9 protein-coding genes and 2 rRNA genes are annotated in these 13006 nt (G+C 72.2%); all 11 read right to left on the bottom strand.

Features of this window, described 5'->3' with window-relative positions; all coding sequences use genetic code 11:
* Window positions 1-16 precede the first annotated feature (16 nt).
* The 11 genes from C3V41_RS02400 to C3V41_RS02350 all read right to left on the bottom strand — a co-directional run bounded on the left by C3V41_RS02400 (window position 17) and on the right by C3V41_RS02350 (window position 12994).
* The gene (locus tag C3V41_RS02400) at window positions 17-907 is read right to left on the bottom strand and encodes a hypothetical protein (protein WP_106108947.1); all 891 of its coding nucleotides are present in this window, start codon (window positions 905-907) and stop codon (window positions 17-19) included.
* A 118-nt stretch (window positions 908-1025) separates the two neighbouring features.
* On the bottom strand, window positions 1026-1946 hold the full coding sequence (locus C3V41_RS02395) for a copper transporter (RefSeq protein WP_106108946.1): 921 nt from the start codon (window positions 1944-1946) through the stop codon (window positions 1026-1028).
* A gap of 28 nt (window positions 1947-1974) precedes the next feature.
* Window positions 1975-3174: a putative cytokinetic ring protein SteA gene (steA, locus tag C3V41_RS02390; protein WP_106108945.1), complete on the bottom strand. Its 1200-nt coding sequence runs from the start codon at window positions 3172-3174 to the stop codon at window positions 1975-1977.
* Window positions 3171-4946, bottom strand: a complete 1776-nt coding sequence (gene recN, locus C3V41_RS02385) for a DNA repair protein RecN (protein ID WP_106108944.1) — start codon at window positions 4944-4946, stop codon at window positions 3171-3173. Before recN ends, steA begins: the two co-directional genes overlap by 4 nt.
* A complete protein-coding gene (locus C3V41_RS02380) occupies window positions 4943-5863 on the bottom strand; it encodes an NAD kinase (RefSeq protein ID WP_174714744.1) in 921 nt (306 codons plus the stop codon). Before C3V41_RS02380 ends, recN begins: the two co-directional genes overlap by 4 nt.
* Complete coding sequence (locus C3V41_RS02375; protein WP_106108943.1) at window positions 5860-6717, bottom strand: TlyA family RNA methyltransferase; 858 nt, start codon at window positions 6715-6717, stop codon at window positions 5860-5862. The genes C3V41_RS02380 and C3V41_RS02375 overlap by 4 nt, the downstream gene beginning before the upstream one ends.
* 68 nt (window positions 6718-6785) lie before the next feature.
* A complete protein-coding gene (locus tag C3V41_RS02370) occupies window positions 6786-6974 on the bottom strand; it encodes a hypothetical protein (protein ID WP_106108942.1) in 189 nt (62 codons plus the stop codon).
* Window positions 6971-8071 (bottom strand): HAD-IIA family hydrolase, encoded by a 1101-nt coding sequence (locus C3V41_RS02365; protein ID WP_106110605.1) that lies wholly within the window; start codon window positions 8069-8071, stop codon window positions 6971-6973. The genes C3V41_RS02370 and C3V41_RS02365 overlap by 4 nt, the downstream gene beginning before the upstream one ends.
* Window positions 8068-9309, bottom strand: coding sequence for a hypothetical protein (locus tag C3V41_RS14350; RefSeq protein ID WP_174714743.1), 1242 nt, complete (start codon window positions 9307-9309; stop codon window positions 8068-8070). The genes C3V41_RS02365 and C3V41_RS14350 overlap by 4 nt, the downstream gene beginning before the upstream one ends.
* Window positions 9310-9423: 114 nt before the next feature.
* Window positions 9424-9540 (bottom strand): 5S ribosomal RNA (rrf, locus tag C3V41_RS02355).
* A gap of 280 nt (window positions 9541-9820) precedes the next feature.
* Window positions 9821-12994: ribosomal RNA gene (locus C3V41_RS02350) — 23S ribosomal RNA — on the bottom strand.
* Window positions 12995-13006: the final 12 nt, after the last annotated feature.

Genomic DNA, 13006 nt, shown 5'->3' with positions numbered 1-13006 from the left:
CCGCCAGGCGTCCTCCTCATAGACGCCCGCAGCGGTCCAGGGCGTCCAGGAGGGGGGTGGACTCAATGACCTGGGTGAAGGAGACCCTCTCACTGGCCAGGACCAGGGTGGTGGCGGTCCCGGCCGCCACGGCGCGCAGGAGGTGGCTGGGGTGGGCCGCCAGGGCGGTCCCGACCAGGGCCCCCAGGGCGTTGGCGCCGGTGTCCCCCAGCATGGTGCGTTCCATGAGGTCCTCGGGCAGGGTCGCGGCCGCGGTGCCCAGCGCCCCGGAGGCGAGCAGGCGTGACGCCCCTCCGCCCGCGAGCAGGGGGAGGCACACCACGACGGCGGCCTTGGCCGCCCGCCCCGGACGCAGGTCCAGCAGGTTGAGCAGGTTGGCCCAGGAGGCGATGACCACGGCCGAGCCCGCCGCGTCCACCGCCGTCGCCACCAGGCCCCCACCGCGCCCGCGCGCCAGGAGCACGCCACCGACCAGGGCGCCGGAGCCAATGACGGCGACCTTGACCACGCCGGTCGTGACCCGCCCACGGGCCAGGGCCCGCAGGTGCCCGTGCAGGCCCTTGGCCGGGGACGGGCCGTCGTGGGCCCCCTGGTCCAGGTCGTCCAGGAGCCCCGCGCCCCCCGCGGCCGCGGTGGCTACCACCGCCGCCAGGGCCGGGCGGGCGGGCGCGGCGCAGGCCCGTCCCAGGCGGGCACCGGCCGTCACGGCCCCCGCGGCCGCCCCCAGCCCGCCGCGCAGGCTGACGGTACGGCCGTGGAAGTTGACCCGCCCCAGGTGCCGGGCCGCCCCGGGAGCCAGGGCCAGGGCCAGGTTGCCGGCCCAGGTGGCGCCCGCCGCGACCAGGGTCATGCGGGCCGGGGAGCAGGGGCGTGGGGCGTGGGGGCTGCGCCGTCGTGCGTAGGACATGGGCCAAGGCTACTGCGGGCGCGCCCCCGGCCCGCCCCCCCGGTGGCGTCCCCCCGGCAGGGCGCCTGCGCCAGCGGGCACCACCCACGTCCAGGTGCGCGGCCGCCCGGCAGGGTGCCTACTTCTTCACCGGCGGCATGACGCTCTCGGCGCCGGAGTCAAAGCCGTAGGCGCCCGTGGTCCCCGCGGCGGTGGCGGCCAGGGCCAGCGGCGTGCTGACGGCGGCCGTGGCCTGCCCCACGGAGTCGATGGTGGTCACCGAGGCGCCCGCGGAGCGCAGGGTGGCCACCAGGTCGGTGCTGCTGTCCGCGCTGCCCACCACCACGGTGGTGGCCTCCTGAGCCAGCCCGGTGAAGACCCCCGCCCAGGCACTCGGGTCCTGCCCCGAGGTGGGCGTCGCACCCGCCGAGCCGCCGGCACCCGCCCCGCGCGGCCCGACCACCGCCACCATGCTGGCCGGGCCGGAGGGCTTGGCGTCCACGGTCACCAGCGGGGTGTCGGAGGCGGTGAGCAGGTCCATGAGCGTGATCGCGTTGGAGTCGGACGCCGTCAGGGCCTTGCCCAGGCCCTGACCCAGGACCCGGTTGCCGTCCGCGGAGGTGGCGTTGCTCAGGTAGCCGACGAACTGCCCGGCGTAGGTGGAGCGGAAGGTCTCACGGGAGGAGTCCACCCAGGCGCTGGTCAGGCTCACGCGCCCCACCACCCTGCCGCCGGCGGTCTTGATGTTCGCGCTGAGCGCGTCCAGGTCCTTGCCCTCGGTCCCGGGCAGGACCGCCAGGACCACGTCACGCCCCTCCAGGGTGCCCGGCAGGTAGGCGGCCGCCGCGGCCTCGATGTAGGAGTCGCGCTCGTTGACGGCGGTCTCGGTGGCCTCGAGCCGGGCCTGGATCGCGTTGCGGTCCGCGCGCAGGGCCGTGACCTGGTCGTTGAGGGCGGTGCCCAGGGAGTTCTGGAGCGGTCCCGCCCCCAGGACCACGCCGACGGCGAGGGCCAGGAACACGGAGATCAGGGAGACCAGGTGGTAGCGGAAGTCGATCATGACGAGCCTCGTCTGCGCTGTCGCGCGGTTACAGCGAGGGCTGGCTGGGTGCCAGGCCCACGAGAGAGCGGAAGAAGTTGATGATGTCGTCCCCGACGGCGCCTGAGAGCCCGAGGAAGGTCTGGCCCGCCGGCGTGGCCATGAGGGCCACCACGAGGGCCACCAGGCCCGCCAGTGCCAGGAGGAAGAGCTGCCAGCTCGAGATCCTGGTGCGGTACAGACGTGAGACGCCCTTGGCGTCGACGAGACGGCTGCCCACCCGCAGCCGGGTCAGGAAGGTCGAGCTCATGCCCGCCCTGCCCTTGTCCAGGAACTCCAGGAGGGTGGCGTGCGTCCCGACCGCCACAATGAGCTCGGCACCGGCCTCGTCCGCCATGAGCATGGCGATGTCCTCGCTGGTGCCCGTGGCGGCGAAGACCTTGTGGTCCACCCCCAGGTCCTGCACGCGCCCCAGCCCGGGGGCGCGCCCGTCACGGTAGGCGTGGACCACCACCTCGGCCCCGCAGGCCAGGGCCTTGTCGGAGACGGAGTCCATGTCCCCCACGATGATCTGAGGCTTGAGACCGGCCTCCAGGACCGCGTCCGCCCCGCCGTCGACACCGATAATGACGGGCTTGTACTCGCGGATGTAGGGCCTGAGGGCGGCCAGGTCCTCCTTGTAGGAGTAGCCGCGCACCACCACCAGGACGTGCCGGCCGTTCATGGAGGTGTCGATGTCGGGCATGCCCACCCCGTTGAGGAGCAGGTCACGCTCGGCCTTCATGTACTCCATGGTGTTGGCGGCGAAGGCCTCCAGCTGGAGGGCCAGCCCGGCCTTGGCGGCCTGCATGGCCTCGTCCACGCTCTGCCGGGTCTGGGCCACGCCCTCGGCGAGGATCTCGCCCTTGCGGATGACCTGGGCGCCGTCGACCGTGACCTCCTGGCCCTCGCGCAGGCGCATAATGTCCGGCCCGAGGTCGTCCACGAGCGGGATGCCCGCCTCCAGGAGGATGCCCGGCCCCAGGTTGGGGTAGCGGCCGGAGACCGACGGCGAGGCGTTGAGGACGGCCACGGGCTGGCACTCCACGAGCGCCTCCGCGGAGACGCGGTCCAGGTCCGTGTGGTCGATCACGGCGATCTCACCCGGACGCAGCCTCTTGGTGAGCTTCTTGGTGCGCGCGTCCACCCGGACGGCACCACTGGGCCGCTCCTGGGTCGACGCCTCCTGACGGCGGAAGGGGTTCCTCACGTCAGGGATTCTGCCACGCCCGCCTCAGCCAGGAGCTCAGCGGCGTGGCGCAGGGCGGCCTCGGAGTCCTCGTGGCCTGAGAGCATGCGGGCGAGCTCGCGCACGCGGTCCTGCCCGGTCACCGGGACGACCCGGGTGGAGGTGGTGGGCGCCCCGTCCCGGGCGGCGTCCACCTCCTTGAGGACCACGAGCTGGGTGGAGGCCCAGGCTGCGACCTGGGCCAGGTGCGTGACGACGACCACCTGGTGGCTGCGCGCCAGGCGGGCCAGGCGCCGCCCCACCTCCAGGGCCGCCCGGCCGCCGACACCGGCGTCGACCTCGTCGAAGACGAAGGTGCGGCCGTGAGCCGGGCCCCCGCGCCCCGCCTCCTGAGGGTCCGTCTCACTCTGGGCCAGGACGACCTCCAGGGCCAGCATGATCCGGCTGAGCTCACCGCCCGAGGCCCCCTTGCCCAGGGGCAGGGCCGGGGCGCCGGGGTGGGCGGCCAGCAGCAGGGCGACCGTCTCGGCGCCGGTGGGCCCGGGCTCGGCCAGGGGCGTGAGCTCGACGACCAGGCGAGCCCCGCGCATCTGAAGGCCCTCCAGCTCGGCGGTGACGGCCGCCTCCAGCTGCTCGGCCAGCTCCTGGCGGGCCCCGGTCAGGTCGGCGGCGGCCTGCTCCAGCTCCTGGCGGGCCCCGGTCAGGTCGGCGCGCAGCCGGCTCCCGGCGTCCTGCGGGCCGTCGAGCTGGTCCAGGCGGGCGCTGGCCTGCCGCCCCCAGGCCAGCAGGGCGTCCACGTCCTCCAGCTCCTGGGGCCCGCCGATCCGCTGGCAGGCGCTCCTTAAGGCGCTACGGCGGTCCTGGACCCAGGACAGGCGCACCGGGTCGGCGTCCAGGGAGGCCAGGTAGTCGCCCAGCTCGCTGGCGGCGTCGGCGGCGAGGATCCCGATCTGGCGTACCTGGGCGGCCAGGTCCCCCAGGGCAGGATCCAGGCCGGCCGCGGTGTCCAGGGCCCGCTCGGCACCGGCGGCCAGGGCGACGACGTCGGGCTCCAGGACCGTCTGGGAGGCCTCGTCCGCGCTCAGGGCGCCGCGTGCCCGGCTGACGGCCCGGCGCAGGTCCTCGGCGTGGTCCAGGCGGGCGGCCTCCGCCTCCAGGGCGGCGTCCTCCCCCGGGCGGGGGTCGAGCTGCTCCAGCTCCTCCAGCCAGGCACGCAGGCGCTCGGCCTCCGCCGCCCGGCCAGCCGCCCCCTCCTGCCACCGTGCCAGGGCGGCGGCGGCCTCCCGCCAGGCCCGGAAGGCCGTGGCGTAGTCCCGGCAGCGCCGGGCGTGCTCCGCGCCCCCCAGCTGGTCCAGGGCGGCACGCTGGGCCGCGGAGGAGCGCAGCCGCAGCTGGTCGGCCTGGCCGTGGACGGACACGAGGCCGGAGCCCACCTCCGCCAGGACGGCCGACGGCACCGAGCGCCCTCCCAGGTGGGCGCGTGAGCGCCCCTGGGCGGGCACGGTGCGTGAGGCGATGAGGAGGTCCCCGTCCAGCTCGGCACCGGCCTGGACGGCCCGGTCGGCGGCACGGCCCCCGGAGGTCAGGACGAAGGTCCCCTCCACCAGGGCGCGGGAGGCCCCCGGACGCACCACCGTGCTCTCTGAGCGCTGTCCCAGCAGGAGGCCCAGGGAGGTCAGGACCAGTGTCTTGCCGGCGCCGGTCTCCCCGGTCAGGGCGGTCAGCCCCGGCCCGAACGCCAGGTCCGCCTCCTGGATGACGCCCAGGTCCTCAATGTGGACGGACTCGATCATGCTGTCCTCTCCCCCTGACCACGGCGCGGCCCCCGGGCGGGGACCCGCCACCCCGACACGGGCAGGTTGAACTTGCGCACCAGGCGCTGGGAGAAGGGGGCGTCGTTGAGCCGGGCCAGGCGCACCGGCCGGGTCGCGCGGGTCACGCGCACGGTGGATCCTGAGGGCACCGCGTGCCAGCGCCGCCCGTCGCACCAGATCTCGGCCGCGCCGAACCCGGCGTCCTTAATGACGACCTCCAGGGTCGAGTGGGTACCCAGCACCAGGGGGCGGGTGAACAGGGCGTGGGCCGCCACCGGCACCAGGAGCAGGGCCTCCACCTCGGGCCAGATGACCGGCCCGCCGGCACTGAAGGCGTAGGCGGTCGAGCCGGTGGGCGTGGAGATGAGCAGGGCGTCGCAGCCGAAGGAGGAGACGGCCTGCCCGTCCACGCCGATAGCGACCTCCAGCATGCGTGCGCGGTCACGCTTCTCCAGCGCGGTCTCGTTGAGGGCCCAGTCGCGGGTGACGGCGCCGTCAGGGGCCTCGACCTCCACGCGCAGGGTCATGCGCTTCTCCACCGTGTAGCGTCCGGCCACGACCTCGGCGACCACCTGCTCCAGGGCCTCGGGGTCGGCCTCCGCCAGGAAGCCGACGTGACCGGTGTTGACCCCCAGGAGGGGGACGTCCTGCTCACGCGCCAGCTCGGCGGCCCGCAGGATGGTGCCGTCACCCCCCAGGACCAGGACGAAGTCGATGCTGGCGCCCTGGGTCAGGTCGGTGACCAGCTCGTCCTGGGTGATCAGCTCCACGCCCTGGGAGCGGCAGATCTCACCCAGCTGGGCGACGGCCCCGGCCACGGAGGCGCCCCGCCGGTGGGGCGGGACCGGCTGGTCGTTGAGGTCGCGCTGGACCAGGAGGATACGGCGGATGCTCACACGCGCCCCCTGCGGCCTCCGGCGCCCGCGGGCCCCTGGGCCACGGCGCGACGGGTCTCCTGGGTGAGGGCGTCTCCGGTGAGGTCGCCGGAGGATCCTGCCTGGCCTGCGTGCATGTTCACAAAGTACTCGACGTTGCCGGCGGGCCCGGGCAGGGGGGAGGCGGTCACCGCGTCGATCCCCACCCCCAGGCGGTGGGCGTGGTCGGCGACGACCAGGACGGTCTCGACGTGGAGGGCGGGGTCCCGTACCACGCCCCCGTGCCCCAGGCGCTCCCGGCCGACCTCGAACTGGGGCTTGACCATGAGCAGCAGGTCGGCGTCGGGGGCGGCGGCCCGCAGCAGGGGGCCCAGGACCAGGGTCAGGGAGATAAAGGACAGGTCCCCCACCACCAGGGCGGGGGCGGGGGCCACCGCGGCCGGGTCGAGGGTGCGCACGTTGGTCCGGTCCAGCTGGGTGACCCGCGGGTCACACTGGAGGGACCAGGCCAGCTGCCCGTAGCCCACGTCCACGGCGGTCACGTGGGCGGCCCCACGGCGCAGGAGCACGTCGGTAAAGCCCCCCGTGGAGGCCCCCGCGTCCAGGCAGCGCCGCCCGCGCACGGTGGGCGCCAGGCCACGGGAGCCCAGGGCGTCCAGGGCCCCGGCGAGCTTGTGGGCGCCGCGGGAGACGTACCCGTCGTCGGGGACGCGGATCTCCAGGGCCTGGGCGGGGTCGACCTGTCGGGCGGGCTTGGTGACCACGACGCCGTCGAGGGTGACGTGCCCGTCGGTGACCATCTGGGCGGCCTGGGTACGTGAGCGGGCCAGCCCGCGGCGCACGAGCTCGGAGTCAATGCGAATGAGTCGGGCCACGGCCCTCCTTCTCCTGTCTGTGGGGGCAGGCGGGCGGCGCCCGGCCTTGAGCGTGTACGTGCAGCGGCTCAGTCCGCCTGCAGGGCGGCCTCCAGCATGGCACGGACCTCCTGGAGGGCGGCGGCCCGTTTGGCCAGGGGCAGGCCCGCGGCGGCCTCCACGCCCTCACGCGCCTGCAGGATCCGGGGTGGGAGCGGGCCCGGGACCGGGTGGGCGGCCACCTGGTCCCGGAGTGGTAGGAGGGCGTCGGAGGTCATGGTCCTGGGGGGCCCACCGTCAGCTCGGGCACGCTCAGGGCCTCCTGCCCCGCCTCGTCCGCGTGGGCCCAGGCGGCGCTGGCGGCGGCCCGGTAGGCGTCCAGGGTCAGGGTGGCGGCGGCCCCGGTCAGGTCCTGGCGGGCCCCGGGACGCGGGGCACGGGCCAGAACCAGGTGGTCGGCCTCCACGCGGGCCAGCTCCTGGCCGACCTGCCACCACGTGTCACCGTCCACGACCACGCGCACCGGCTCGGGGTGGGGCTGGAGGAGACCGCGCAGGTCGGTGTGCAGGAAGGCGGGGCGCTCGGCGGGCGGGGCCAGGACGACGTCACGGGCGGTGGACACCCCGGTCAGGACGTGGAGGCCGGGGATGGAGGCGGCGCGGGCCCCCACGTGGTCGGTGTTGAGGCGGTCGCCCACGGCCACGGGCCGTACCCCTCCGGCGCGGGCCAGGGCGCGCTCGTAGATGCCCGGGTAGGGCTTGCCACCGGCCAGCGGGGTACGGCCCGAGGCGTTGGCAATGGCTGCCACGAGGCTCCCGTTGCCCAGGGCGAAGCCCTTCTCCGTGGGCAGGGTGGCGTCGAGGTTGGTGGCCACGTGCAGGGCCCCCTTGGTAATGGCGTACAGGCCCTCGGACAGGAGCGCCCAGTCCACGCAGGGGTCCCAGCCCTGGACGACGGCGGCGGGGTCGTCGTCGGAGGTGCTGGTGACCCGGAAGCCCTCGTCCAGGAGGGCCTGGCGGACCCCGTCCCCTCCCACCACCAGGACCAGGGAGCCAGCTGGCAGGTGCTCGCGCAGCATGGCGGCGGCGTCCATGGCGGCGGTGAAGACCTCCTCCGGGTGGCCCTCAATGTCGTGGGCCCCCAGTTTGGCCACGACCTGCGCGGGCGCCCGGGAGGCGTTGTTGGTGACGAAGGACAGGCGCATGCCCGCGGCCCGGGCCCCGCCGACGCCCTGGGCGGCGTAGGGGACCCTGGCGTCGCCGGCGAAGCAGACGCCGTCGAGATCCAGCAGGGCAACGTCGTAGGCGGTGGCCAGGGGGGTAGCGGAGCCGAGCAGCCCGGGCGGGAGCGTACCGCGGGTGGCTACCTGACTCATGCCTGCCACCCCTCGCCACCGCCTCGGGCCCTGCCCCGGCCCTCCTGGTCAAGGTGCTCCCCGCCGTCGACGTCCTGGTCCTCACCGGGGTCGTTGTCCCGGGTGGCGCCCTCCTCGCCCTCCTGGGCGGCGCGGGCCTCCTCCTCGGACTCCTCCTGGATGTCGTAGACCTCGACGTCCTGGGCGGGCTCCGGCCGGGTCAGGCCCAGGCGCTCCCGAATGGACTCCGCCTCCTGGCCACGTCCCAGCTCCTCCAGGCGGTCGGCGCGCACGGCGTGCATGCGCTGAAGGGTCTTGCGGTCACCGCGGAACAGGCGGATGGCGTCCTCAATGACAATGAGGCCCAGGTCCGACTGGCCCATCTCGTGGCGGATGCTGGAGACCACCATGGCGATCTCCCCCTCCTCGACGTCGTCGAGCTGGTCGGGGTCGGCGGCGGCCGCGGCCTTGAGGGCCTGGTGGTAGCGTCCCAGGGCGCGTTCGCAGTCCGCCTCGATAGCGTGGTGGAGGTCGATGCCGGACAGGCGCCGGGCCGCGCGGATCTCCCGGATCGCGTCAGCGTGGTGGTCAGAGAGGTAGGCGGCGATAGCGGTGGCCTCACGGACCACGGCCACGCGCCCGGCGTGGGAGGCGGCGTAGCGGGCGTGCTGGTAGGCGGCCTCGGGGTCGGTGTCCAGGAGCCGCTGGACCATGACCAGGTGGCGGGCCACGCGCTCGGCGTTCTGGCGGCCCAGGGCCCGCAGCTCACGTCTCGCCGAGGCCTCCAGCTGGTCGGCGGTGACGTCAGCGGGCAGAGGGGGCTCAGGGACGCGGTTGCGCTGCGGTGGACGCGAGTCACGCCCGGTCTGACGCCGACCGTAGGGGCCGGACCGGGCGTCCGTGCGGCCCTCACGCTCCTGCCTGCCACGCGGGCGGTAGCCCTCGCGGCCGGACGCCCCACGGCGGTCGTCGTCACGGTAGGAGCGCTGATCCCGACCGTCGTCACGGTAGGAACGGCCTGCGGGACGCTCGTCCCGTCCTCGCGTAGGTCGGGGGTCCCGGAAGTCGCGTGACCCCCGGTCCCATGAGTCCCGTGCCCCTCGTGAGTCGCGTCCGAAGGAGCCCGCACCACGGCGCGGGCGGGGGCCGTCATGGTCCTGCCGTCCACCGCCTCGGGAACGCTCGTCGGCAGACCGGAAGCCGTGCCGCTGTCCTCCTGATCCGGGTGAGCGGTGGGGGCTGCGCCTGTCCTGGGCCATTGTCCTTCTTTCGGATGGGGCACGATACATGGGTAGGGAACTAGCCCCCAAGGAGAGCGGTGTCAAACGCCTCATTGGGGGCCAAGTTGCCCGTGTTTATATATGTTGTGGTTGTCCTGGTGGTGTCCTGCTCTTCCGTACCCTGGCGGGTGCAGTACCATCGGCGCTGGGGGTCTTAGCTTCCGGGTTCGGTATGGGGCCGGGCGTGGCTCCCCCGCTATGACCACCAGGACGGGCCTGGTCAGGGCGTGTCCCACGGTGCCTGCCGTCCCCGTGTGGGGGTGGTGGTGTCGTGGGTGCGTGCCCCGTGTTCTGTTATACCTGTCGTGTGCCCCTGCGGGTGCGCACCGGTGTGGTGCGGACCAGCGTGTGTGGCGGGGGTTGGTCGTGGACCGTATAGTGGACGCCCACCCCCCACGCTGGGGGGTGGTCCGTGGCATGCTCTCGCGTGCCTGACGCTCGCTCTCGCGTGCGCTGACGCTCGCTTGCTTGCTCGCGTGTGCCTCGCGTGTGTGTGTTGTGTCGGCCTGTTAGTACCGGTCAGCTCCACGGGTCACCCCGCTTCCACGCCCGGCCTATCAACCCGGTCGTCTACCGGGGGCCTACCACACCACCCCAGGGGGGTGGTCGTGCGGAGGCCTGGTCTCGGGGATGGTTTCCCGCTTAGATGCCTTCAGCGGTTACCCCTCCCGGACGTAGCCAACCAGCCGTGCCCCTGGCGGGACAACTGGCACACCAGAGGTCCGTCCGTCCCGGTCCTCTCGTACTAGGGACAGGCCCCCTCAGGCCTCCAACGCGCGCAGAGGATAGGGACCGAACTGTCTCACGACGTTCTAAACCCAGCTCGCGTACCGCTTTAATGGGCGAACAGCCCAACCCTTGGGACCTGCTCCAGCCCCAGGATGCGACGAGCCGACATCGAGGTGCCAAACCATGCCGTCGATATGGACTCTTGGGCAGGATCAGCCTGTTATCCCCGGGGTACCTTTTATCCGTTGAGCGACGGCCCACCCACACGGGGCCGCCGGATCACTAGCTCCTGCTTTCGCACCTGCCCGACCCGTCGGTCTCGCAGTCAAGCCCCCTTGTGCGCTTGCACTCGACACCTGGTTACCGACCAGGCTGAGGGGACCCTTGAGCGCCTCCGTTACCCTTTAGGAGGCAACCGCCCCAGTTAAACTACCCACCAGGCACTGTCCCTGACCCGGGTCACGGGCCGAGGTTCAGGCGCACGCCGCACCCAGAGTGGTATCCCAACAACGGCTCCCCACGACGCTGGCGCGCCGGGATCCACGCCTCCCACCTATCCTGCACAGGACACGGCGGACGCCAATACCAAGCTGCAGTAAAGGTCCCGGGGTCTTTCCGTCCTTCTGCGCGTAACGAGCATCTTTACTCGTAGTGCAATTTCACCGGGCCCGTGGTGGAGACAGCGGGGGAGTCGTTACGCCATTCGTGCAGGTCGGAACTTACCCGACAAGGAATTTCGCTACCTTAGGATGGTTATAGTTACCACCGCCGTTTACTGGGGCTTGAACTCACCGCTTCACCCCCCGCGGGGGGCTGACGGATCCTCTTGACCTTCCAGCACCGGGCAGGCGTCAGTCCGTATACATCGCCTTACGGCTTCGCACGGACCTGTGTTTTTAGTAAACAGTCGCTCCCCCCTGGTCTCTGCGGCCCGCCCCCCAGCCCGCACGGGGCCTCAGGGGACAGGGCCCCCTTCTCCCAAAGTTACGGGGGCATCTTGCCGAGTTCCTTCACCACGGTTCACCCGCCCGCCTCGGCATACTCTGCCGGACCACCTGTGTCGGTATAGGGTACGGGCGGCTCACACCATCGCGTCGAGGCTTTTCTAGGCACCACAGGATCACCCTGCTTCCCCGCCCCACGGGGCAGGTCACCGTCCCGCCTCACCCTCGTCACCAAAGACAGCCCCCCGGATTTACCTGGGGGACGGGCCACACGGTTGGACGGGCCAAGCCATCAGGCCCGCGGAGGCTACCACTGTGCGTCACCCCTGTTAACACGCTTGCCTACCAAGGCGGAGGACCCCCAGACCCGGCACCACCACCCCCACCCGGGCCGAAGCCCGGGACAAGGGGAAGAAGGCGGCACCCGGCGTGGGTTAGCACCCACCAGTCAGCACGGGCGGTGCCCCACCGGTACGGGAATATCAACCCGTCACCCATCGACTACGCCTGTCGGCCTCGCCTTAGGCCCCGACTCACCCAGGGCGGACGAACCTTCCCCTGGAACCCTTGGTCACACGGCGCCGGGGACTCCCACCCCGGTCTCGCTACTCATGCCTGCATCCTCGCTCCCGCACCGTCCACCAGGGGTCACCCCACCGGCTTCACCCAGCACAGGACGCTCCCCTACCACCCCCAACCCCCCACAGGGGGCCGGGGGTCCGCGGCTTCGGCGGCGCGCTTGAGCCCCGCTACATTGTCGGCGCACGACCACTTGACCAGTGAGCTGTTACGCACTCTTTCAAGGGTGGCTGCTTCTAAGCCAACCTCCTGGTTGTCACCGCGGCCGCACATCCTTTCCCACTTAGCGCGCGCTTAGGGGCCTTAGCCGGCGGTCCGGGCTGTTCCCCTCTCGACCACGGAGCTTATCCCCCGCGGTCTCACTGCCGCGCTCACACCCGACGGCATTCGGAGTTTGGCTGACCCCAGTAACCCTGTGGGGCCCATCAGCCAACCAGTAGCTCTACCTCCGCCGGGGACCACGCGACGCTGCACCCAAATGCATTTCGGGGAGAACCAGCTATCACGGAGTCTGATTGGCCTTTCACCCCTACCCACAGCTCATCCCCCCGGTTTTCAACCCAGGCGGGTCCGGCCCTCCACACGCTCTTACACGTGCCTCAGCCTGGCCATGGGTAGATCACCCCGCTTCGGGTCCAGGACGCGCCACTAGACGCCCTGTTCGGACTCGCCCTCGCTACGGCTACCCCACAACGGGTTAACCTCGCGACACGCCACTGACTCGCAGGCTCATTCTTCAATAGGCACGCCACCACCCCCCACCCCCCACGAAAAACGGGGGGGCGGCAGGGCCCTGACGGCTCGTAGGCGCCCGGTTTCAGGTACTCTTTCACTCCCCTCCCGGGGTACTTTTCACCGTTCCCTCACGGTACTACTCCGCTATCGGTCACCAGGAGGTATTCAGGCAGCCGGGTGGTCCCGGCAGATTCACACAGGATTCCACGTGCCCCGTGCTACTCGGGCACCGTGCCAGCGCGGCCGAGGCAGTTCCGCCTACGGGGCTCTCACCCTCCACGGCCCCCCGTCCCAGGGGGTTCGGCTACCACCACGGTTTCTCACCACGCCCCCGCCCCGGCAGGAACAGGACGGCACGACCCCACAACCCCGCCGCGGCAGACCCTGCCGGGTAACCAGCACCACGACGGTTTCAGCCATCATCCGCTTCCGCTCGCCACTACTCACGGAATATCCTCTCCTACGGGTACTGAGATGTTTCACTTCCCCGCGTAACCCCCACACGCCCTATACATTCAGACGCGGGTGACGCCCCGTGACGGGCGCCGGGTCCCCCCATTCGGAAACCCTCGGATCAAGGCCCGCAAGACGGCTCCCCGAGGCTTATCGCAGTCCACCACGTCCTTCATCGGCCCCTGGTGCCAAGGCATCCACCGAACGCCCATAAAAACAACACACAACACAGGCAG

Origin of the sequence: Actinomyces sp. oral taxon 897, from assembly GCF_002999235.1 — a bacterium.
GTDB lineage: Bacteria > Actinomycetota > Actinomycetes > Actinomycetales > Actinomycetaceae > Actinomyces.
Note: the sequence above shows the minus strand (reverse complement) of the source record. Positions and strands in the feature narration are given on the sequence as shown.

Bases quoted from the DNA above. Each gene is read 5' to 3' on its own strand.
- C3V41_RS02365 (WP_106110605.1), bottom strand. From the start codon at position 8,071: ATGAGTCAGGTAGCCACCCGCGGTACGCTCCCGCCCGGGCTGCTCGGC.
- C3V41_RS02370 (WP_106108942.1), bottom strand. From the start codon at position 6,974: ATGACCTCCGACGCCCTCCTACCACTCCGGGACCAGGTGGCCGCCCAC.
- recN (WP_106108944.1), bottom strand. From the start codon at position 4,946: ATGATCGAGTCCGTCCACATTGAGGACCTGGGCGTCATCCAGGAGGCG.
- C3V41_RS02395 (WP_106108946.1), bottom strand. From the start codon at position 1,946: ATGATCGACTTCCGCTACCACCTGGTCTCCCTGATCTCCGTGTTCCTG.
- C3V41_RS14350 (WP_174714743.1), bottom strand. From the start codon at position 9,309: ATGGCCCAGGACAGGCGCAGCCCCCACCGCTCACCCGGATCAGGAGGA.
- C3V41_RS02400 (WP_106108947.1), bottom strand. From the start codon at position 907: ATGTCCTACGCACGACGGCGCAGCCCCCACGCCCCACGCCCCTGCTCC.